Genomic DNA, 21,383 nt, shown 5'->3' with positions numbered 1-21,383 from the left:
TGGCCGTGGGACAAGCAAGTACAACCGTCATCGAGATCACGGGTGGTCATGGTGCGGCCGTCAGCGTCGGCACCGGGGGTGTGTTCAGGATCGCGAATCCTCATGGGACACAGGTGGTCGACTTCTGGGCGCACAACTCAGGTGACCTCTCCGAATACCTGGGGCTGGGGCAGTGTCGTGAGGTGATGGAACGCATCTACTTCAGCGCCGGCGACACCCTGATCAGCAACAGGTACAACCCGATGCTCACGATCGTTGCGGACGACACGGGCATCCGTCACGACACCCTGATCGCGCCGTGCAGCAGTGCGATGTACCAGTTCCTCGGGAGTGCGCCCGGACATCGCAGTTGTACCTCGAACTATCTCGAGGCATTGCCGGAGCGAGCCCTGGCCGAACCGCCACAGCCGTGGAACCTGTTCATGACGGCCACCGTCCGTGCCGACGGCGTGGTCGAGTACGCCCGGCCCCCGCTCAGGCCGGGTATGGCCGTCACTCTCGAGGCGCTGACGGATCTCACAGTGGTGCTCTCGGCGTGTCCCGACGATCACTATCCCACCAATGGTGGCGACGGGACGCCTCATCCGGTCACGATCGAAATCTCCTGCGAAGCATGAGTACTTACATCGGACGTCTCCGAGTGGCAGGCCTCCAGAGTGAGGGCAGCCCGGGTGATGTGGAGGCCAACCTCGACGAACTTTCCCAGGCGGCCCATGCCGCTGCGAACGAGGGTGCGCACATACTGATCACACCGGAGCTCTTCGTCACGGGTTATGACATCGGGGAGCCCATACGTTCGCTCGCGGGCGAAGACCTGTTGTCTCCGGTACGCCGTACGGCCGAACATCACGGTATCGCCCTGATCGTTGGCTTGCCCGAACTTGCTGACGGAAAGCTCTACAACAGCGCTGTATTCGTCGATCCATCGGGGAACGTGCGAGCGACTCACCGGAAGACGCATCTGTTCGGTGAACTCGATCGCAGGTACTTCACGGCCGGAGACAAGGCCGCGACGGTCGTCGAGTACAAGGGTGTCCACATCGGGATAATGATCTGCTACGACGTCGAGTTCCCCGAGAACACCCGGATGGTGGCGTTGGAAGGCGTTGAGTTCCTAGCTGTCCCAACAGCTCAGATGGAACCGTTCGAGTTCGTTGCGGATTCGGTGATACGTACACGAGCCTGGGAGAACCAGATGTATGTGGCGTACATCAATCGCTCAGGTCGAGAGGGCGACACCGTGTATGTGGGGCGCAGCAGCATCGTCGCACCGGATGGGACGGTGATCGCCCGGGTCGTCGCAGGCAACGGGCTCATCTATGGTGATCTTGACAGTGCGGTGGTTCGGGACGCACGAGATCGAAACCCGTATCTGTTGGATCTGCGTCCAGAGCTCAACGATCCACTTGTGCGGCAACTCGAAGCGCACGACTGAGTGCCATGGTCGCGGCGAAGGTCTGCGGTGGTCGCATCGATCTTCTTGGCGTCGGTCGCGGCAACTACTGGTCCCTGTCGACAGCGTTGACTGCGGGCGATGGCCGGGACTGTGACGGTACCCACCACGTTCGGCGCTGGCGCCATGGCACTGTCCGTCGTTGTGCGGTGCGAGATGGCCGGACGTTGCGTGAACAGCGGGTGTGGGGGCGGGTCTTCACCTTGAGTGCGACTGTTCGGGCGTCATTTTCGCGAGGTGGAACGCTTGCGGACTGCCTTTCGGCGCACCGGGGTGGTGCTCGATCGGGCCCGTAGAATTCCGGGAATGATGACGGGTCCGCTGACATCGGCCCCGTCGATCATTCCGAGTAGGAGTTTGGCCGCGGTCGCACCGCGCAGCGCAGGCCGCAGGTCCAGGGCCGTGATGCTCGGGTCGTTGACTTCCAGGTTGCGGTTGTCGATTCCACTGGCCAGCAATAGATCTTGTGGGATTTGGTATCCAAGGTCGCGTGCTGCCCTGGCGACTCCGTCGGCATGCCGGTCGGCGACGGTCAGCACGGCGTCGGGCCGGTCTGGCCTCGACAGTAATCGGGTGGCTGTCTCTCGGGCGCTGGCCTCGAGGTGCTCTAGCGCCGCGTGTTCGATGCGGGGTGGGTTGCCGCGTTCGGCGGACCACGCGATGTAGGCGTCGCGGGATTCCTGTACCCAGGCCCAGATCGGCTCCGGCGCGATCATGGCGATGTTCCTGGCCCCCGCATCCCACAGATGATCGAGCAATAGGCGGGTGTCGGCGTTGTTGTCGGCGTTGACGTGCCAGGGGTCCTCGGGGTGGGCGAGGTCGGATTCTACTGTCACGACTGCGATTCCGTTGTTACGGCAGGCGGCCACGTAGGGGTCGTCGGTGGTGGGGTCGCAGACGATGAGTCCGTCGACCCTCAGCCTCGTCACGGTCGACCCGTCGTCCCTGGCCGGCACTAGGGTTAGTGGCCGGTCGGCGTCCAATGCCGCGCCTGCCGCGCCCGCTGCAAGTTGCATGTAGTAGTCGAGGGAGATGATCTCGGCGCCGGGATGTGCACCAAAGGTTGGGATAGTCAACCCTAACGTGCCGAACTTGCCCTCGCGAAGCGCGCGCGCTGCAGGATTGGCCCTATAGCCAAGTCGCTCAGCGATTTTGAGGACTCTAGCGCGGGTATTGCGGTCAAGCTCGCCCTTGCCGTTGAGTGTGAGTGACACCGTCGCGATGGATACCTTGGCCTCCGCAGCGACATCACGAATCGTTACCCGTCGCTGTGTCATAGCAACCGACTGTAGCCCGCCAGCATTCGCCCTGTTCACGTGGATGTTCCCGCGCTCGACGAGAACGCCCCTTGTTCACTTAAACGTTTTAGGCTACTTTCGGGGTGTGACGTCGACGACACCAGCTGGGCTGGTAATTCTGGGAGCCACCGTCCGCACTCTCGATCCGGCGCGGCCACACGCCACCGCGATCGCGCTCCGCGATGGGGTAGTCGTCGCAGTCGGCGATGACGCTGATGTGCGGCCTATGATCGGCCCCGACACCGCCGTATTCGACCGCGCGGGGTTGGCTGTAGTGCCGGGCCTGGTGGATTCGCACACCCACCAGCTGTGGGCCGCCGACCTATCCGTCGGGGTCGACCTGACCGAGGTCACATCGGTGGACCAGCTCGCTACCACCTTGGCCGCGCACAGTGCGACGCTAGGCACCGACCAATGGGTACGTGGTTGGAATCTGCACTACGAGGCCTTCGCGGGTGGACCAATCGACGGAGCCGCATTGGCCGGTGCGGTGGCGGGTCGGCCTGCCGTGTTGATGTTCTACGACTTGCACACCGCGGTGGCCACCCCACGAGCTCTCGCGCTCGCCGGACTCGACGCCGGCGCCACATTTCCCGACTCCTCCCAAGTGGTTACCCGCGACGGTGTGCCCACCGGTGAGCTGCGCGAACCCAGTGCGTACAAACGGGTGCTCAAAGTCGCTGACCAAGACGCCTCCAGTACCGCGCAGCGGGTGGTGGCGGTGGCCCACAGGCTGGCCGCGATGGGACTCACTGGTGGCCATGTGATGGATGGCTCGCCCGATACCTTCACGCTTCTGGCTGGTATTGAAGCCGAGGCCGTTCTGCCTCACCGCCTCAAGGTCGCGCTGTGGATCGAGCCGGGCATCACTGATGCCGACATCGACCGGTTCGTAGGGCTGCGCGGCGCCCGGGGCAGGAACTGGGCGGGCGGCATGGTGAAGCTTTTCGTCGACGGTGTTATCGAGACCGGGACCGCATGGCTCCACGACGCCGACTGCTGCGGCGGAGGCAGTGCTCCGTTCTGGCGCGACCTGGACAGGCTCCGTCAGGTCGTGACAGTCCTTGCTGGACAGGGCTTTCAGTGCGCTTCTCACGCAATCGGAGACAGGGCGGTCAGTGAGGTTCTCGACATCTACGAAGATCTAGAACACTGCGGAGCGCTCTCCGGTGCGCCCCACCGATTGGAGCACCTGGAGCTGGCCACTGACGATGCCGTCAAGCGGATCGCTCGTGGCGGGTTTGTGGCGTCCATGCAACCGGCCTACCTGGAATGGCTGACATCCTCGGGTGAGAATCCGTGGCGAGAACGCGTCGGCGACCGTGCAGATGCGCTCGCCTTCCGCGCTCGCGACATCATCGAGGCGGGCGGCACCGTCGCGCTGGGATCTGATTGGCCGGTCTCAGGTGCTGACCCCCGTGTCGGCATGGCATGGGCTCGGCTGGGCAGACCGCCAAAGAGCCGAGACCTCAAAGTTCGTTTTCCTGCACAAACACTGACGGCGCTCCAGGCATTGGAGGGCTACACGGTGAACGCGGCTCGCGCCGCGGGCAACGCCCGGCTGGGCCGAGTTGCGCCCGGATACCTCGCCGATCTCACAGTATTCGCCGAGGACCCGGTTGTAGTGGACGCCGACGACCTGGTCGACCTGCCAGTGGAACTGACCATCGTAGGTGGCGACGTGGTGCACGATAACGCTGCGGCGAGGTCTTGATGGTCATCACACGCAACCGCACCGGCGGGCTCGGCGTGTCGCTATCAGACCGATCCGGAGTCGAGAAGTGCTGCGAACTGTGCGGTTCGGTGCTGGGTGGCATCTGGCGGACGCCGGTTACTAACGCGAACCCCCAGGTCCTTTCAGCGACTCGAGCGGCACGTTTTCGACGGGGCCGCTCTCAGTTCGCCTATCCCCAACGGTCGGCGTCATCGACCGATACGACCATCACATCCACGAATTACCGCTGCCCCCAACAGTAGCGGGACTCTTCAACCACTCGAATTGGCCTACCAGGAGTAACGATGTCAACCGACGGCACACCACCGAGCGATGCTGAGACAATCGGCAGCACCATCGAACGCCGATCCATCGACTGGATTCCCGACGCTGAACGCCACGGTAGACCAGCCAGTCTCGGCGGCATCTGGTTCGTCGGCAACGTAAACCTGACCGCGATGGCCACCGGGGTTACCGCGTTCACGCTGGGAGCGGGGCTGTTCTGGACGTTGATCGCGGCAGTGCTTGGCATCGTGTTCGGCACGTTCTTCATGGCGTTTCACAGCGCGCAGGGGCCGCAGTTGGGCCTGCCTCAGCTGGTGCAATCTCGCGCGCAGTTCGGTTTTCGGGGTGCCGCGATCACCGTGTGGATCGCCGCACTGGTGAACTACATCGCCTATAACACCAGCGACGCCCTGTTATCCGGCGCGGCGATCACCAAGCTGGTCGGTATCCCCAGCAGCGTCGGCTATCTTGTGGCCGCGGCGATCGCGTCGGTGGTGGCGCTGTACGGCTACGCGTGGATCCACAAGATCAACGCCTGGTTGACCGGGCCGCTGATCGTCGTTCTGGTGCTGATCACGGTGGCCTGCCTGACTGGCCCCAGCATCTCCGCGGCCGCGTGGCAACCGACCCCGTTCATGATGGCACCGTTCATGACGGTTTTCGTTATCATGGCGGGATTCCAGATCGCTTGGGCTCCTTATGTTTCGGACTACTCGCGGTACCTGCCCGCCAGCACAGGGGTGCGCTCTACGTTCAACTGGACGTTCTGGCCCTGCGTGGCGTCCGGCGTGTGGGTACTGGGCGTCGGTGTAGTAATCGGATCGATCGCCCCAGCGGCGGATCCGATCGAGGCACTGTCCATCGCCACTGGCAGCCTAGGGCCGGTAGTGTCGTGGATCTGTGTGGCTGGGCTACTTGTCGGACTGCTGTCCGTAATGGTCCTGAACCAATATGGCGGCAGTATGAGCATGATCTCGATCCTCGACTCGTTCCGACCCATCACCCCATCGCGGCGCATCCGTGTGATCACGCTCGCTGCTATGTTCCTGATCGTCTGGCTAGCATCACATTTCATAGGGATCGAACGGTTCAACTCGTTCTACTCGAATGCAATCGTGTTCTTGACCTACCTGTTCATCCCATGGACGGCGGTGAACCTGGTCGACTACTTCTGGGTGCGCCGAGGCCGGTACTCCATCCGCGAGATCTTCCGTCCGGACGGCATATACGGGCGGTGGGGCTGGCGAGGCACCATCGCGTATGCGGTGGGCCTGGTGGCGATGGTGCCGTTTATGGTGACGACCCCCTACGTAGGGTTCCTAGCCCGCGCCCTTGGCTCGGTGGACGTTTCGATCTTCGTGGGTCTGCCGGTTTCGGCGGCGGTGTATCTGATCCTTTCGCGCACCCTCGATCTTGAAGCAGAACGGCGAATCGTGGCCGAAGAGGGCCTTGTGCACGCCGACGAGATGTCGGATTCTCGATGAACCAACGACAGCGCGACTGGGATCGGCGTCTCACGGTGCTCGCAGGATGCGGTGCCAGCATCGATGTGCAGCTCGGCGATATCGTGCGGATAGTCAACACGTCAGGCACCCAGGTGGTGGACTTCTGGGCGTTCGTCGACGGTGAACATGAGTATCTGTCGATGGAACACAATCGGGAGGTGTTGCAGCGTCTCTTCTTTCGACCCGGTGACGTGTTGGTCACGAATCGTTACCGACCCATTCTGAGCTTTTTGGCTGACACCTCGCCGGGGCTTCACGACACGCTGATCGCGGCGTGCAGCGCCGCCATGTACCGGCAGCACGGCGCCGCGGCCGATCACCGCAGCTGTCAGTCCAACCTCAATGACGCCCTTGGCTATGAGATCACGCGACCGCCGAACCCGTGGAACCTGTTCATGGTCGCAGGCATCGACGATTCCGGAGAGATTGGCTATCGCCGGTGTGATTGTGTACCAGGGTCTTTTGTCGACGTGCAAGCCGAGATGGACTTGTCGATCTTCGTGTCGGCGTGCCCTGACGATGTGTATCCAACCAATGGCGGGGACGGCCAGCCTCGGGACGTCGACATCCTCATCATGTCATCGGCCTAATCGCACAGGGGTACCTGGCCAACGGCGATGCTAGGGCCGCCAGTTCGCAGTGCCGGCCAAGCGAATGTCGCCCACGCTCTGCGCCCCTTGAGCCGTATTTCCAATGCACTTGAGCTGAGACCAGATGGCCGGATCTGTGGTAGAGCCCTCATCCGTTTCCGATAACACGAGGTCTTCTCGCGATGTCCACGACGCCACCACCACCTGAACCGCCCGCCGCCCTTGGCGTCGTGGAGATGACCGTCAAGGAGGCCTTGGCGGTGCCTGTCCTGCGTGGTGCTGGCCCCGTGGTACTGGCCGGAGCGCCAGGCCTTCAACGCACTGTCCGCTGGGTACACACCACCGAACTTGCGGACATCGGACCGCTGCTACGCGGCGGTGACCTCGTCCTGACTACTGGCATTGCGCTGCCTAACCGTCCGGGCGACTTGGCGGTTTTCGCCGAGAGTCTCGATCGCAATGGAGTGGCGGGCCTTGTCGTCGAACTTGGGCGACGGTGGCGGGAGGTGCCCCAGGCTCTAGTGAGGTCCTGCGAACAGCTGTCTCTACCCCTGATTGCATTGTGCCGTGAGGTTCGGTTCGCCGCGGTAGCACAGGCGGTGGGAGAGAAGCTCATCGATCGTCAACTCCAGGAGCTGCGCGAGGCGCAGCGTGTCCACGAGGTCTTCACCGAGCTCAGCATTGCCGAAGCTGGCCCTGTTGAGATTCTTGAGTCCGTGCAGCGTCTGACTGGCGCCGCTGTCGTGCTCGAAGACGGACAGCACGGTGTCATGGACTATCGACAGGGCCCAGGCGACACCGCCAGCTTCATCGCAGATTGGCGATCCCGCTCACGCGCCACCGTTCTTGACGGGCGCACGACGTGGGACGAGGCCAACGGATGGCTTGTCACCCGTGTCGGCAAGCCCGACCGCGGCTGGGGCCGGCTCATTATCGAGTCTCCGCACGCACCCAGCCGGCGCGTGGTGGCCACAGCCGAACGTGCAGCCGCCGCACTGGCTCTGCATCGGCTGCATGACCGCCAGCGCGATGGCCTAATCCGACGCAACCACCATGAGTTGATCGTCGGCCTCCTCAGCGACCCAAGTGCACCCGACCTGCAGCGCCGCTGCGAACTGGCCGGTGTTCCGCTCAATCACCGACAGCTCGTCGGGCTCGCTCTCCGCCTGCCGCGCACCGCCCATGAGCCCGCTCGTAGCGCGGAGCGGACGGAGGCTGTTGTCGCGGCGCTAGTGCACTCCGTACATGAACTACGTGTGCCAGCGCTCGTCTGCGAGATCGACGATATGGTTCGTGCCTTGTTGTCTGTCGAGACCACCACCGATTGCGAGGCTTTGACCGCGGACCTGGCGAAGCGACTACACAGAAGGACTCCCGTTGTGGTTGGTGCGGGCCGAGCGGTCGAACGAGTGGGCGAGATCGATCGAACGTTGCGTGAGGCCCAGCACGTCGTCGAGTCTCTGCGACCGGGAACGCCCGAACGGACCGTGTATCGCCTTGAGGATGTACACCTACGGGGCCTGCTGAGCATGCTTGCCGACGACGATCGTTTACGGCTGTTCGTGGCAAGAGAACTGGGATCGCTCAAAGAACATGACACCACGTGCAACACAGATCTGATGGACAGTCTGCGGGCACTAGTCCGTCATCCCTGGAGCAAATCTGACGCAGCCGCTGAGCTGCACATGTCACGTTCGGCGTTCTACGACCGCCTCGGACGCATCTCGCGGGTACTTGACGTCAACCTCGGCGATCCCGACATTCTCGTCTCTCTGCACGTCGCTCTGCTCGCCGCCGACTTGCTCGACAGTGACAGCGCATAACCATGTGATCGTCGGGCTCTTGTCCCGGACTGGTGCTGAACCCGGTGGCGTGCCGATCTCAGCGCAGTGTCGAGGTGAACGCCTGGACGTCGTCCCACGTCGGCAACAGGCCGGCGGCCTCGACGTCGGCGAGCGAGGGTGCAGCGGCGTCGCGGTCGGACAGCGTCGGCGCGGCGCCGACGACCTGTGGCCACTCGATGCCAATGGCCGGATCGGTGGCGCAGATGGTGTGTTCCCGGCCGGGGGAGTAGCCCGCCGAGCATAGGTAGGACACCGTCGAATCATCATGCAGCGCAAGGAAACCGTGCGCCAATCCCTCCGACAGGTAGATCGTTCGATGGGTTTGATCGTCGAGCAGTACCGAGTCCCACCGGCCGAACGTCGGAGAGCCGACCCGGATGTCGACCACGACGTCGAAGACCGCGCCGCGAAGACACGTCACGTACTTGGCCTGGCTCGGCGGCAGTTGGGCGAAGTGCAGACCGCGCAGCACACCGGCCGATGACACCGACACGTTGGCCTGTCGAAGGTCGAGTCGGTGTCCCGTCATCGCGGTGAACTCATCGTCGGTGAACCACTCGTAGAACGCGCCCCGGGAGTCCGCGTGCACGGTGGGGGTGATCTCCCATGCTCCCGGCACCGAGAGCTCGCGGAAGGTCACTGGCCGCGTCCCGCGTAGACGGCCTCGACCGACTCCTTGAGTGGGCGCCACCACGTCTCGTTGTCGCGGTACCACTCGATGGTGTCCGCCAGGCCCGCCTCGAAGTCGACTTGCTGTGGCGTCCAACCCAATTCGTCGCGCAGCGGCGATGGGTCGATGGCGTAGCGCATGTCGTGGCCGGCGCGGTCGGTCACGTGGTCGAAGTCGTCGGGATCGCGATCCATCAGGCGCAGCACCGTGCGCATCACCGTCAGGTTGTCGCGTTCCCCGTCGGCGCCGATCAGATACGTCCGGCCGATGTCGCCGTCGGCGAGGATGCGCCACACCGCGCGATTGTGGTCGGTGACATGAATCCAGTCGCGGACGTTGGCGCCCGCGCCGTACAGCTTGGGGCGCCTGCCCGTCAGCACGTTGGTGATCTGGCGCGGGATGAACTTCTCCACGTGCTGGTAGGGCCCGTAGTTGTTCGAGCAGTTCGAGATCGTCGCCCGCACGCCGTAGGACCGCACCCAGGACCGCACCAGCAGGTCCGCGGCAGCCTTGGTCGCGGAGTAGGGGCTCGACGGGTTGTACGGGGTGGCATCGGTGAACCGCGCCGGATCATCGAGTTCCAGATCGCCGTACACCTCGTCGGTGGACACGTGATGCAGCCGGACGCCATGGCGGCGCACCGCCTCCAGGATGGTGAACGTGCCGATGACGTTGGCGCGCAGGAACGGCTCGGGATCGGCGAGCGCATTGTCGACGTGCGTCTCGGCCGCGAAGTGCACGACGGCGTCGGACCCGGCGACCAGCTCGTCGACCAGCCCGGCGTCGGCGATGTCCCCGTGTACCAGGCGGATGTCGTCGGCGACGGGGGTCAACGACTCCCGGCTGCCCGCGTAGGTGAACGCGTCGAGAACCGTCACGTCCACGTCGGGGTGCGAACGCAGCGCGTCGTGCACGAAGTTCGCGCCGATGAATCCCGCGCCACCGGTGACCAGTAATCGCATGGCCAGAACCCTAGCGTTCAGCCCTTCAAACCAAGCGGACCGGCGAGTTCGGTGAGCGTCGGAATCAGCTTGTCCCAACCGCCGAGCACTTGGATGGTGACGTGGTCGGCGCCGGAGTCGAGGTGCTCGTGCAGCCGTGCCGCGATGGCCTCCGCTGTGCCGTGCGCGACGACGGCGTCGATGAGCTTGTCGCTGCCGGGCTTGGCGATGTCGTCGTCGGTGAACCCCAGCCGCTTCCAGTTGTTGAGATAGTTGCTCAGGTTCAGATAGAAGTCGACCGTTTCCCGGCCGATGGCACGGGCCTCGTCGGCGTCGGTCGTCAGCACCACCTTGTGCTCCGGCGCCAGGTAGACGGTGTTTCCGATGATATTGCGCGCCTGGCCGGTGTGCTCAGGGGTCGTCAGATACGGATGCGCGCCTGCGCTGCGCTGAGCGGACAGCTTGAGCACCTTGGGGCCGAGTGCTGCGACGACGCGCCGGCTCGTCGGGACCTTGGCGGCATCCAACGCGTCGAGGTACTCGACCAGCACGTCGTAGGGCTTGCGGTACTCCTCGGTGTGCTCGGGATGTCCGATACCGATGCCCAGCAGGAACCGGCCCGGATACGCCTTCTCGATGCGGTGATACGCCTCGGCGACCTCATCGGCCGGCGCGGTCCACACGTTGACGATCCCCGTCGCCACCTGAAGCGTCTCGGTGGCCGCCAGGATCGGCTCAACGAACGCCAAATCGCCTGCGGGGGAGCCGCCGACCCAGACTGCGCCGTAGCCCAGTCTCTCGATCTCGGCGGCCTGCTCGGGCTTGGGTGCACCGAACGTCCACACCCCGAAACGTCCGAGGTCGGGCTTGAGTGCGACTGCGTCGGTCATGTTGGTCCTTAGCTTGATCAGTTGAGGCCGAGCGGTCCGGCCAGTTCGGCGAGCGCAGGAACCAGCTTGTCAGTTCCGGTCAAGACCTGCACGGGCACGTGGTCGGCACCGGCGGCCAGGTGTTGCTTGAGCCTGGCCGCGATGGCGTCGGTGCTGCCGTAGGCGACGACCGCGTCGACCAGGGCGTCGCTGCCGGGCTTGGCGACGTCGGCGTCGGTGAACCCCAACCGCTTCCAGTTGTTCAGGTAGTTCGCCAGGTTCAGGTAGATCTCGAGTGCCTTGCGCCCGACGGCACGTGCCTGTGCGGAGTCGGTCGTCAGGACGACCTTGTGTTCCGGGGCGATGAACGCATCGGGTCCGACCAGCTCGCGCGCCTGGGCGGTGTGCTCCGGCGTGGTCAGGTAGGGATGGGCTCCCGCGCTGCGGCGTGCGGACAGTTTGAGCACCTGCGGGCCCAGCGCGGCGACGACGCGACGGTCCTTGGGCACGCCGTACTCATCGAGCTTGTCGAGGTACTCGGTGAGGGCGTCGTACGGCTTCTTGTACTCGGTGACCGCCTCGGGGTGGCCCACGCCGATACCGAGCAGGAACCGCCCGGGGTAGGCCTTATCGATGCGGTGAAACGACTCGGCGATCGGCCCGGCGGCGGCGGACCAGATGTTGACGATGCCCGTGGCCACCTGCAACTTCTCGGTCGGCGCGAGGAGCGGTTCGACCCAGTCCAGGTCGGCGGGCGGCGAGCCGCCCGCCCAGATGGCGCCGTAGCCGAGCGCCTCGATGTCTCGCAGTTGTTCGGGTGTCAGATTCTGAAACTGCGTGTAGTGGCCGAACACGCCGAAGGCGCCGAGCTCGGGTTTCGATGAGCGCTCGCGCGCAGAGGGGGTGGTCTGGGTCATATCGCGTCAACCCCAAGCGCGCCCACGCCTATTCCGCGCTGGTCGCCGTCTCCGAGGGCGGCGGAGCAACCAGCGGCAGGCACACGATGAAGCGGGTGTCGCCGGGCTGGGACTGCACGGACATGGTGCCGCCGTGCTTCTCCACGACGATGCGCCAGGCCAGGTCCAGTCCGAGGCCGGTGCCCTCGCCGAACGGCTTGGTGGTGAAGAACGGCGTGAAGATGCGGTCGATGATGTCCTCCGGGATGCCGGGGCCGTCATCGCAGATCTCCACCCGGATCATCTGGTCGTTCTCGCGTGAGGTCCGCAGAGTCAGGGTGCCGTGTCCGCCCATCGCCTGAATCGCGTTGTCGATGATGTTGGTCCACACCTGGTTGAGGTCGCCTGGATAGCACTGCAGTTCGGGCAGCGACTTGTCCAACTCCTTGACCAGCGTGACCGGCTTGCCCTTGCCCGCCATGGCGATCTTGTCGCCGAACATCATCATCGTGCTGCGCAGCAGCTCGTGGACGTCAGCGCTCTGGTAGACCCCGCGGTCCATCTGGGAGTACTGCTTGGCGCCGGCGAGAAGGGCGGAGATGCGCTTGCTGGCCTCGGCTATCTCGTTCATCCGCAGTTCGGTGTCGATGGTGTACTTCAGCCATCCGACGGCGCTCTGCAGCGACGCGGTGGCGTCGACGTCGTCGACCGACGCCGACACCCGCTCCAACCAGTCGATGTCGAGCCCGGCCTCCACGAATGTCGGCGCGTAGTCCCACGCGCTGGCGATCCCGTGATCATCGAGCCAGTCGCCGATGGCGTCCTCACGGTCGGACGCCTCCAGCGCGGTGAGTTCCTGGCCCTTGCTCTTGGCCACCTGTTCGGCGACCTCGTCCTGGATGGTGACGAGGACCTGCAGCGCCTCGGGCGTGAACTTGGCATTGGCCACCATCGCCAGCTTGTGCCGCATCTTGCCGATGCCCTCGCGAAGGTCGGCCACCGCACGCGCAGTGGCGGCCGCCGGATTGTTCAGCTGATGGGTCAGCCCCGCCGTGATGGTGCCCAGTGCGAGTAGCTTCTCGCGCTGACCGATGATCTGGCTCTGGCGTCGACCTCCGACGAGGTGCCCCTCGAGCAGATGCACGGCCATCGGGAACTGCGAACGCATGAAGCCCGCGAAGTGGTTCGCGTCGAGTACGAAGCAGCGTGATGGCTTGGTCAGCCGCACCGATGCCTGGTAGCTGTGCTCCTCACCCGGGATGTACGCCGACCAGGCGCCGAAGTACACGCCCCGCTGCGATGTGCGACCGGTTTGGATGTCGACGCCGCCGGAGTGCTTCGACATGATCAGTTCGCCGTCGATCATCACGTAGAAGCAGGTGGCCGGCTCGCCCTCCTGAACCAGCGGGCCAGCCGGGAACGTCTCGATATGACCGTCGCAGCAGAGCATCTCGAGCTGTGCGTCCGACAGATCCTCGAACAGGAACAGGGTGCGAAGCTCAGTAGCGAGGCACTGTTCGCCCATAGTGGTGGTCCTCTCAGGTCCTACTCATGCCTCGGCCAGGTATCGGTGTACCAACATCACTGCCATCGAGCCCTCTCCGACAGCGGCCGCCACGCGCTTGGCGGATTCCGAGCGCACATCACCTGCAACAAACACACCCGGCACACTTGTTTCCAAGTGGTGCGGTGGCCGGTCGAGTGTCCAGCCACACACGTCCTTGAGGTCGGGTCCGGACAGGATGAAGCCGTGGTCATCGCGCGCGATGCCGGCCTCCTCCAGCCAGTCGGTGCGCGGGGTTGCGCCGATGAAGCAGCACATCCGCGCGCAGTCGACCCTCTCCCTCGCGCCGGTCTTGCTGTCCTGCAGCCAGAGTCCGGTCAGGTGCCCGTCCTCACCGCAGGTGTCGACGACCTCGGTACAGGTCCGCACCTCGATGTTGGGGTTCTGCTCGATCTGCTGGATGAGGTAGTGCGACATCGACGCCTCGAGTGACGGCCCGCGGACCAGCAGCGTGACCTTCTTCGCGGTCCGGGACATGAACATCGCGGCTTGGCCCGCCGAGTTGGCGCCGCCGACGATGTAGACGTCCTCACCGCGGCACTCCTCGGCATCGGACACCGATGCGCCGTAGTACACGCCCTTGTCGACGAACGTGATCTCGTCGGGATCCTCGGGATCACGCCGGCACCCGGTGATCGACAACTGGCGGTACTCGACGCCCGTCGCGAGGATCACGGCGCGCGCGCCGATGGTGCTGCGGTCCTCGAACTTGATGGTGCGCGCGGTCCCGACGTCGCCCGCCACGAGTTTGATGGCCTCACGTGTGGTGATCACCTCGGCGCCGAAGCGCTCGGCCTGCCGGCGGGCCGTGGTGGTCAGATCGGTGCCCGAGATGCCGTTCGCGAACCCGAGATAGTTCTCGATCTTGGAACTGCGTCCGGCCTGACCGCCTGTCGTCGCACGCTCGATGAGCACGGTGTTGAGGCCCTCGGACGCGCCGTACACCGCCGCGGCGAGGCCCGCGGGACCGCCGCCGATGACCGCGAGGTCATACATCTCGAGTGACGGATTGGTGGACAGGCCGAGCAGGGCGGCCAACTCGGCGTCAGTCGGCTCGACGAGTGGCGTGCCGTCCTCGGTGATCACCACGGGGAGCTGCCGCCCGTCGAGGCCCGCGGCCTCGAGCAGTTGGCTGCCCTTGGGCTCGTCGGCCGTGAGAGCTTTGAACGGATATGCGTTTCTGGCGAGGAACTGGCGGACCTCCCACGACCGCGGGTTCCAGCGGTGGCCGATCACCTTCGTGTAGGGCATCGCCCGGTCGCCGACGGCGTGCCACTGTTCGAGCAGGCCGTCGATGACGGGGTAGAGCTTCTCCTCCGGCGGATCCCACGGCTTGAGCAGATAGTGGTCGAGGTCGATGACGTTGATGGCGTCGATCGCGGCATGAGTGTCGGCGTAGGCGGTCAGCAGGACCCGCTTGGCGAGCGGGAACAGGTCCATCGCCTCTTCGAGGAATTCGATACCGCTCATCTGCGGCATCCGGTAGTCGGCCACGAAGACCGCGACGGTGTCGCCACGCAGCTTGAGTTCGCGCAGCGTGGCGAGGGCATCCGCGCCAGATTCGGCGCGCAGGATGCGGTAGCGCTCGCCGTAGTGGCGGCGTAGATCCCTCGCAACGGCGCGCGACACTGAGGGATCGTCGTCGACGGTGAGGATCGCGGGTTTTCGGGGCTGGTGTGCGGGTCCAGTCATCACCGTCAAGTATGCGCTGCTCGTCCACCGGATATGCGGCCAAGCCACCCAGTTGGCTCGGTCCTAAACTCGCGTTGTGGCGGATTTCGACTTCTCAGACTCTGTCCTGGTGTCCCGAACCCCGGACGAGGTCTACGCGCTGGTGTCCGATGTGACGCTGATGGGGGGCTGGAGCCCCGTCTGTAAGGCGTGCTGGTGGGAGGATGCGGACGCGAGGAGCATGGAGGGCTCGGCCGACGCGACGAGCAGGGAATCGGCGGACGCGGCGACTGTCGGTGCCTGGTTCATCGGTCGCAACGAGACTGCCGAGCGGACCTGGGAGACTCGCAGCCAGGTGGTGGCCGCCGATCCCGGCCGCGAGTTCGCCTGGGAGGTGAACGGCGGCTGGGTCCGCTGGGGTTTCGTGCTCGAACCGGCCGGGGAAGCTGGCCAGAGCACCCTGCTGACGCAGGTGTGGAATTTCCTGCCGCGGGGTATCGCTGGGTTCCACGAGCGGTTCGGCGAGAGAGCGGAAGCGGAGATCGCGATACGCATCGACGAGGCAACGAGCGGGATTCCCCAGACGCTCGCGGCGATCAAGGCCTCAGCCGAAGCCTGAGCCCCACCGCTGCCGGTAACGCCGGTAGCGGCGATTTTGGGCGGGACCTTCAAGCGGGTAGCATGGACCAACGGTGCGGCTTCCGCGCCGACTTTCTGCGTGCATGGTCTCGGACCTTGAGTTTTCTCCCGATCCGGCTCACGTCTTTTAGTCGGATCGAGGGCTGCGCTGGAATGGGCGCAAGCGAATACGAAACCAAACGCAAGGATCGCTAGAAAAGTATGGCCAAGAAAGACGGTGCCATCGAGGTCGAGGGCCGCGTGGTCGAGCCTCTGCCCAATGCGATGTTCCGCATTGAGCTGGAGAACGGACACAAGGTGCTTGCCCACATCAGCGGCAAGATGCGGCAGCACTACATCCGCATCCTGCCCGAGGACCGAGTCGTGGTGGAGCTATCTCCATACGACCTGTCCCGGGGCCGCATCGTGTACCGATACAAGTAACCCGCGTCCGAAGCAACAACTCCGACGAGAACACTGTGACGAGCGTGCGCGCTCGTCACCGAGAGACCGAGAGCAGGATCGAACAGCCGTGAAGGTGAACCCGAGCGTCAAGCCGATCTGCGACAAGTGCAGGGTGATCCGCCGGCACGGGCGGGTCATGGTGATCTGCTCCGATCCCCGCCACAAGCAGCGGCAGGGCTAAAGCACCACGTAGCCCGAGGTACCCACAACTGAATGCAGAACTCCCAGTACCACTGAGCGGATTCGCCGCTCATCACGTCCGGCACGGAGGCCGGACCCCGCGAGGGGAACGGACTGGGACAAGACCTCCGCAAAGAGAAGGAAACACTGCCTGATGGCACGTCTCATGGGCGTTGACCTCCCGCGCGACAAGCGCATGGAGATCGCGCTGACCTATATCTACGGCATTGGCCGTACCCGCTCCCAGGAAATCCTGGCCGGCACCGGCATCGACCGGGACCTGCGCACCAAGGACCTGACCGACGATCAGGTCACGCAGCTGCGTGACTACATCGAGGGCAACCTCAAGGTGGAGGGTGATCTGCGCCGCGAGGTGCAGGCCGACATCCGCCGCAAGATCGAGATCGGCTGCTACCAGGGCCTGCGGCACCGCCGTGGCCTGCCGGTGCGTGGCCAGCGGACCAAGACCAACGCGCGCACCCGCAAGGGTCCGAAGCGGACTATCGCCGGCAAGAAGAAGGCCAGGTAACCCCCGATGGCAACAGCGAAGAAGTCAGGGTCTGCCCCCAAGAAGGGGCAGAAGACCCGCAAGCGGGAAAAGAAGAACGTCCCGCACGGCGCCGCTCACATCAAGAGCACGTTCAACAACACGATCGTGTCGATCACCGATCCGCAGGGCAACGTCATTGCCTGGGCGTCATCGGGCCACGTGGGCTTCAAGGGCTCGCGTAAGTCGACACCGTTCGCCGCTCAGCTTGCCGCCGAGAACGCTGCCCGAAAGGCGCAGGAGCACGGTGTCAAGAAGGTCGACGTGTTCGTGAAGGGCCCGGGTTCGGGCCGCGAGACCGCCATCCGCTCGCTGCAGGCCGCAGGCCTCGAAGTCGGCGCGATCTCCGATGTCACCCCGCAGCCCCACAACGGCTGCCGCCCGCCCAAGCGGCGCCGGGTCTAGGGAAGAGGAACTAACAAATGGCTCGTTATACCGGACCCGCAACCCGCAAGTCGCGCCGCCTCGGCGTCGACCTCATCGGTGGCGATCAGTCGTTCGAAAAGCGCCCCTACCCGCCCGGCCAGCACGGCCGCGCGCGGATCAAGGAGAGCGAATACCGGCTGCAGCTGCAGGAGAAGCAGAAGGCTCGCTTCTCGTACGGCGTGATGGAGAAGCAGTTCCGTCGCTACTACGAAGAGGCCAACCGCCTGCCGGGCAAGACGGGTGACAACCTGCTCCGCATCCTGGAGAGCCGGCTGGACAACGTCGTGTACCGCGCCGGGCTCGCCCGTACGCGTCGCATGGCCCGCCAGCTGGTCAGCCACGGCCACTTCACCGTCAACGGCGTGAAGGTCGACATCCCCAGCTACCGCGTGTCGCAGTACGACATCATCGACATCAAGGAAAAGTCGATCAACACGTTGCCGTTCGAGATCGCTCGGGCCAACGCTGGTGATCGACCGATCCCGGGCTGGCTGCAGGTTGTCGGCGAGCGTCAGCGCATCCTCGTGCACCAGCTGCCCGAGCGCGCGCAGATCGACATCCCGCTCACCGAGCAGCTGATCGTCGAGCTCTACTCGAAGTAAATGCTCTTCGGCCATCAGGCCGGAGAGTAACCAGACGGCATCAAATAGCGGGTGCCGAGAAGGAGAAGAAACACCATGCTGATCTCACAGCGCCCCACGCTCTCCGAGGAGAGCCTCGCCGAGAATCGCTCCAAGTTCGTCATCGAGCCTCTGGAGCCCGGATTCGGCTACACCCTTGGCAACTCGCTTCGGCGGACGCTGCTGTCGTCCATCCCGGGCGCGGCGGTCACCAGCATCCGCATCGACGGTGTGCTGCACGAGTTCACCACGGTCAATGGGGTCAAGGAAGATGTCACCGACATCATCCTGAACCTCAAGGGCCTGGTCGTGTCCTCGGAGGAGGACGAGCCGGTCACCATGTACCTGCGCAAGCAGGGCCCGGGTGCGGTCACCGCGGGTGACATCGTGCCGCCGGCCGGTGTGTCGGTGCACAACCCCGATATGCACATCGCGACCCTGAACGACAAGGGCAAGCTCGAGGTCGAGCTCCAGGTCGAGCGTGGCCGTGGTTACGTGCCTGCCGTGCAGAACAAGGTGTCGGGTGCCGAGATCGGCCGCATCCCGGTCGACTCGATCTACTCGCCCGTGCTCAAGGTGACCTACAAGGTGGAGGCCACCCGCGTCGAGCAGCGCACCGACTTCGACAAGTTGATCCTCGACGTCGAGACCAAGAACTCGATCACCCCGCGTGACGCACTGGCCTCGGCCGGTAAGACGCTGGTTGAGCTATTCGGTCTGGCACGCGAGCTCAACGTCGAGGCCGAGGGCATCGAGATCGGGCCGTCACCGGCCGAGGCCGACCACATCGCCAGCTTTGCGCTGCCGATCGACGACCTCGAGCTGACAGTCCGGTCGTACAACTGCCTCAAGCGTGAGGGTGTGCACACGGTCGGCGAGCTGGTCTCGCGGACGGAGTCCGATCTGCTGGACATCCGTAACTTCGGCCAGAAGTCCATCGACGAGGTCAAGATCAAGCTGCATCAGCTGGGTCTCTCGCTCAAGGACAGCCCGGCCACGTTCGACCCGTCCGAGGTCGCCGGCTACGACGTCGCCACTGGCACCTGGAACAGCGACGCCAGCTACGACCTGGACGACACCCAGGACTACGCCGAAACCGAACAGCTCTAAGTAATCCCGTCCCGGTCCTACCTGATACGGGGACCGGCCCCAATTAGGAGATAGTCGCAATGCCCAAGCCCACTAAGGGTCCTCGCCTCGGCGGGTCGTCCTCGCACCAGAAGGCGCTCCTGGCCAACCTGGCCACGTCGCTCTTCGAGCACGGCCGCATCAAGACGACCGAGCCCAAGGCGCGGGCGCTGCGGCCCTACGCGGAGAAGCTCATCACCCATGCCAAGAAGGGCACGCTGCACAACCGGCGTGAGGTGATGAAGAAGATCCGCGACAAGGACGTCGTGCACGTGCTGTTCGCCGAGATCGGCCCGTTCTTCGCCGATCGCGAGGGCGGCTACACCCGCATCATCAAGGTGGAGGCACGTAAGGGCGATAACGCCCCCATGGCCGTCATCGAGCTGGTTCGGGAGAAGACCGTGACCTCTGAGGCCGACCGCGCGCGCCGCGTCGGTTCGCCGGCCGCCCCGGTCGCCGAGACCGAGACTGTCGCCGAGGTTAAGGCCGAGGACGCCGCGATCGAGGAAGGCCAGGCTGCAGAAGCCGCCGAGGCTGAGGTCGAGGAGGCTGCCGCTGAGGCAGCCGCCGAGACCCCCGCCGACGAGGACAAGGCCGACGACGCCAAGTAGTCACGCAATGAACGAGCCCGCCATCGACTCCGGTGGCGGGCTCGTTCGTTTGCGCCTCGACATCGCCTACGACGGAACGGATTTCGCAGGCTGGGCGACGCAAGTGGGTCAGCGCACCGTCGCTGGCGTGCTCGAGGAGGCCCTGTCCACGGTGTTCCGCACACCGGTGCGCACGTATGCGGCGGGACGCACCGACACCGGGGTGCACGCCACGGGTCAGGTGGCCCACATCGACGTTCCGGTCGACGCCGTGCCGCACGCCTACCCACGCACCCGCCGCGAGGGTGACGCCGAGTTCCTGCCGTTGGTGCGTCGGCTGGCAAAGCTGCTGACCGAGGATGTGCGGGTGCGTGACATCGTGCGGGCGCCTGCCGGTTTCGATGCGCGGTTCTCCGCGCTGCGGCGGCACTACGAGTATCGGCTGTCCACCGCGCCCTACGGGGTGGAGCCGGCGGACGCTCGCTTCGTCGTGCCGTGGCCGCGTCCACTCGACCTCGACGCGATGCGCACCGCCTCGGCAGAACTGTTGGGCCTCAATGACTTCGCGGCATTCTGTCGTCCCCGGGAGGGGGCGACGACCATCCGCGAACTGCAACGCCTGGAGTGGTCGCGCGAGGGCGATCAGATCCTGGCCCGCGTCACCGCCGATGCGTTCTGCTGGTCGATGGTCCGCTCACTCGTCGGTGCGTTGTTGGCCGTCGGGGAGGGCCGACTCGAGCCGGCCTGGTGCGCTGCGCTGCTGGCGGAGACGAGCCGCTCGAGTGCGTTCGCAGTGGCCCCGGCACGGGGTCTGACGTTGGTGGCGGTCGACTACCCGCGCGACGACGAACTCGCGGCGCGCATCGATGTCACGCGCGACGTGCGGAAGCGCTAGATCCGGCCGGCGGTGAAGTCGACGGCACTGCCGATACCGCCGCCGATGAGGTAGGCGATCTGCAGGTGGGTCAACGCCGTTGGGCCGCCGGAGCAGATGGGATCGCCCGGATTGCAGACGTCGATCGACTTGGCGGCGTACGCGGGGCCAGGTCCCAACGGGATGTTGAGCAGCCGGCTGGCGTTGCCGAACAGGACGACGGCGGCGATGTGCTGATCGGCGCCGGGCGGCACGGTGTTGTTGAGCGCATCGTTGGTGACCGCGGCGCCCAGCGAGTACCCGCCGACGACGATCTTGGTGTCCGGGCAGTTCGCGATGATCGAGTTGATCTGAGCCGTCATATCGGTCACCCCGGGCGCGACGTCCTGGTGGGCCGGATAGTTGACCGGGGACGCCGCGATATCGCGGCCCGACTTGTCCCGCAGCTGCTGGACGAAGGCCTCACCCACCCCGCCGAGGCCTGCGGGCTCATCGGTTCCGCGTGCGAACACGACGTTGACGTCGGGGCACGGCGCCGCCGCCGCTGTGGGCACCGGGCCGACGGCCAGACCGACAGCCAGACCGACCGCCAGACCGACCGCCAGTATGGCGGCCGCAGCTAATCTCGAATTCAC

At 65.1% G+C, this 21,383-nt stretch carries 23 protein-coding genes; 15 read left to right on the top strand and 8 right to left on the bottom strand.

The genetic code is table 11. The features are described from left to right. Nucleotides 1–5: 5 nt before the first annotated feature. Both ABIA65_RS31720 and ABIA65_RS31715 read left to right on the top strand, forming a co-directional pair. Nucleotides 6–617 (top strand): DUF1989 domain-containing protein, encoded by a 612-nt coding sequence (locus ABIA65_RS31720; RefSeq protein ID WP_354526067.1) that lies wholly within the window; start codon nucleotides 6–8, stop codon nucleotides 615–617. Beyond that, on the top strand, nucleotides 614–1,435 hold the full coding sequence (locus tag ABIA65_RS31715) for a carbon-nitrogen hydrolase family protein (protein ID WP_354526066.1): 822 nt from the start codon (nucleotides 614–616) through the stop codon (nucleotides 1,433–1,435). Before ABIA65_RS31720 ends, ABIA65_RS31715 begins: the two co-directional genes overlap by 4 nt. A 242-nt stretch (nucleotides 1,436–1,677) precedes the next feature. Here ABIA65_RS31715 and ABIA65_RS31710 read toward each other — a convergent pair whose 3' ends face one another. Continuing rightward, on the bottom strand, nucleotides 1,678–2,730 hold the full coding sequence (locus ABIA65_RS31710) for a LacI family DNA-binding transcriptional regulator (protein WP_354526065.1): 1,053 nt from the start codon (nucleotides 2,728–2,730) through the stop codon (nucleotides 1,678–1,680). 106 nt (nucleotides 2,731–2,836) lie between these two features. Between ABIA65_RS31710 and ABIA65_RS31705 the strand changes: the two genes are divergently transcribed. From ABIA65_RS31705 to ABIA65_RS31690, 4 genes are all read left to right on the top strand, one after another. Further along, nucleotides 2,837–4,465: an amidohydrolase gene (locus ABIA65_RS31705; RefSeq protein ID WP_354526064.1), complete on the top strand. Its 1,629-nt coding sequence runs from the start codon at nucleotides 2,837–2,839 to the stop codon at nucleotides 4,463–4,465. A 305-nt stretch (nucleotides 4,466–4,770) separates the two neighbouring features. Next, nucleotides 4,771–6,234 (top strand): purine-cytosine permease family protein, encoded by a 1,464-nt coding sequence (locus ABIA65_RS31700; RefSeq protein WP_354526063.1) that lies wholly within the window; start codon nucleotides 4,771–4,773, stop codon nucleotides 6,232–6,234. Continuing rightward, nucleotides 6,231–6,845, top strand: a complete 615-nt coding sequence (locus tag ABIA65_RS31695; protein ID WP_354526062.1) for a DUF1989 domain-containing protein — start codon at nucleotides 6,231–6,233, stop codon at nucleotides 6,843–6,845. Before ABIA65_RS31700 ends, ABIA65_RS31695 begins: the two co-directional genes overlap by 4 nt. 182 nt (nucleotides 6,846–7,027) lie before the next feature. Then, nucleotides 7,028–8,668: a PucR family transcriptional regulator gene (locus ABIA65_RS31690; protein WP_354526061.1), complete on the top strand. Its 1,641-nt coding sequence runs from the start codon at nucleotides 7,028–7,030 to the stop codon at nucleotides 8,666–8,668. 58 nt (nucleotides 8,669–8,726) lie between these two features. Here the strand turns inward: ABIA65_RS31690 and rfbC are convergent, their stop codons facing one another. Genes rfbC through ABIA65_RS31660 form a run of 6 tightly spaced genes read right to left on the bottom strand, consistent with a single transcriptional unit; the run spans nucleotide 8,727 to nucleotide 15,321 of the window. After that, a complete protein-coding gene (rfbC, locus tag ABIA65_RS31685; protein ID WP_241400744.1) occupies nucleotides 8,727–9,329 on the bottom strand; it encodes a dTDP-4-dehydrorhamnose 3,5-epimerase in 603 nt (200 codons plus the stop codon). Continuing rightward, nucleotides 9,326–10,321, bottom strand: coding sequence for a dTDP-glucose 4,6-dehydratase (gene rfbB / locus ABIA65_RS31680; RefSeq protein WP_354526060.1), 996 nt, complete (start codon nucleotides 10,319–10,321; stop codon nucleotides 9,326–9,328). The genes rfbC and rfbB overlap by 4 nt, the downstream gene beginning before the upstream one ends. A 17-nt stretch (nucleotides 10,322–10,338) precedes the next feature. After that, a complete protein-coding gene (locus ABIA65_RS31675; RefSeq protein WP_241400742.1) occupies nucleotides 10,339–11,190 on the bottom strand; it encodes an LLM class F420-dependent oxidoreductase in 852 nt (283 codons plus the stop codon). 17 nt (nucleotides 11,191–11,207) lie between these two features. Beyond that, nucleotides 11,208–12,086, bottom strand: a complete 879-nt coding sequence (locus ABIA65_RS31670; protein ID WP_241400741.1) for an LLM class F420-dependent oxidoreductase — start codon at nucleotides 12,084–12,086, stop codon at nucleotides 11,208–11,210. A gap of 28 nt (nucleotides 12,087–12,114) precedes the next feature. Then, complete coding sequence (locus ABIA65_RS31665) at nucleotides 12,115–13,590, bottom strand: ATP-binding protein (RefSeq protein WP_241400740.1); 1,476 nt, start codon at nucleotides 13,588–13,590, stop codon at nucleotides 12,115–12,117. Nucleotides 13,591–13,614: 24 nt separating this feature from the next. Next, nucleotides 13,615–15,321, bottom strand: a complete 1,707-nt coding sequence (locus tag ABIA65_RS31660; RefSeq protein WP_354526059.1) for an NAD(P)/FAD-dependent oxidoreductase — start codon at nucleotides 15,319–15,321, stop codon at nucleotides 13,615–13,617. A gap of 76 nt (nucleotides 15,322–15,397) precedes the next feature. On the opposite strand from ABIA65_RS31660, the gene ABIA65_RS31655 reads away from it, so the two are divergent. The 9 genes from ABIA65_RS31655 to truA all read left to right on the top strand — a co-directional run bounded on the left by ABIA65_RS31655 (nucleotide 15,398) and on the right by truA (nucleotide 20,769). Then, nucleotides 15,398–15,919, top strand: coding sequence for an SRPBCC family protein (locus ABIA65_RS31655; protein ID WP_354526058.1), 522 nt, complete (start codon nucleotides 15,398–15,400; stop codon nucleotides 15,917–15,919). 221 nt (nucleotides 15,920–16,140) lie between these two features. Continuing rightward, nucleotides 16,141–16,362, top strand: a complete 222-nt coding sequence (gene infA / locus ABIA65_RS31650; protein WP_003418601.1) for a translation initiation factor IF-1 — start codon at nucleotides 16,141–16,143, stop codon at nucleotides 16,360–16,362. An 88-nt stretch (nucleotides 16,363–16,450) separates the two neighbouring features. After that, complete coding sequence (gene rpmJ, locus ABIA65_RS31645) at nucleotides 16,451–16,564, top strand: 50S ribosomal protein L36 (protein WP_003879483.1); 114 nt, start codon at nucleotides 16,451–16,453, stop codon at nucleotides 16,562–16,564. Between the two features lie 153 nt (nucleotides 16,565–16,717). Next, entirely contained in the window at nucleotides 16,718–17,092 is a 375-nt protein-coding gene (gene rpsM / locus ABIA65_RS31640) for a 30S ribosomal protein S13 (protein ID WP_047331955.1), read from the top strand. A 6-nt stretch (nucleotides 17,093–17,098) separates the two neighbouring features. Then, the gene (gene rpsK / locus ABIA65_RS31635) at nucleotides 17,099–17,515 is read left to right on the top strand and encodes a 30S ribosomal protein S11 (RefSeq protein WP_241400737.1); all 417 of its coding nucleotides are present in this window, start codon (nucleotides 17,099–17,101) and stop codon (nucleotides 17,513–17,515) included. A gap of 17 nt (nucleotides 17,516–17,532) precedes the next feature. Beyond that, nucleotides 17,533–18,138 carry a 30S ribosomal protein S4 gene (rpsD, locus tag ABIA65_RS31630; protein ID WP_241400736.1) on the top strand — a complete coding sequence of 202 codons (606 nt, stop codon included), beginning with the start codon at nucleotides 17,533–17,535 and terminating at the stop codon, nucleotides 18,136–18,138. A gap of 75 nt (nucleotides 18,139–18,213) precedes the next feature. Beyond that, complete coding sequence (locus ABIA65_RS31625; RefSeq protein WP_241400735.1) at nucleotides 18,214–19,266, top strand: DNA-directed RNA polymerase subunit alpha; 1,053 nt, start codon at nucleotides 18,214–18,216, stop codon at nucleotides 19,264–19,266. Nucleotides 19,267–19,325: 59 nt separating this feature from the next. Next, the gene (rplQ, locus tag ABIA65_RS31620) at nucleotides 19,326–19,895 is read left to right on the top strand and encodes a 50S ribosomal protein L17 (protein ID WP_354526057.1); all 570 of its coding nucleotides are present in this window, start codon (nucleotides 19,326–19,328) and stop codon (nucleotides 19,893–19,895) included. A 7-nt stretch (nucleotides 19,896–19,902) separates the two neighbouring features. Continuing rightward, entirely contained in the window at nucleotides 19,903–20,769 is an 867-nt protein-coding gene (gene truA / locus ABIA65_RS31615; RefSeq protein WP_241400733.1) for a tRNA pseudouridine(38-40) synthase TruA, read from the top strand. On the opposite strand, the gene ABIA65_RS31610 is transcribed toward truA, so the two are convergent. Further along, the gene (locus tag ABIA65_RS31610; RefSeq protein WP_354526056.1) at nucleotides 20,766–21,383 is read right to left on the bottom strand and encodes a cutinase family protein; all 618 of its coding nucleotides are present in this window, start codon (nucleotides 21,381–21,383) and stop codon (nucleotides 20,766–20,768) included. The two genes, truA and ABIA65_RS31610, sit on opposite strands and share 4 nt — an antisense overlap.

It is taken from the genome of Mycolicibacterium sp. 624 (genome assembly GCF_040548615.1).
Taxonomy (GTDB): Bacteria; Actinomycetota; Actinomycetes; order Mycobacteriales; family Mycobacteriaceae; genus Mycobacterium.
The sequence above is the reverse complement of the archived record's forward strand: the minus strand, read 5'-3'. Positions and strand labels throughout refer to the sequence as shown.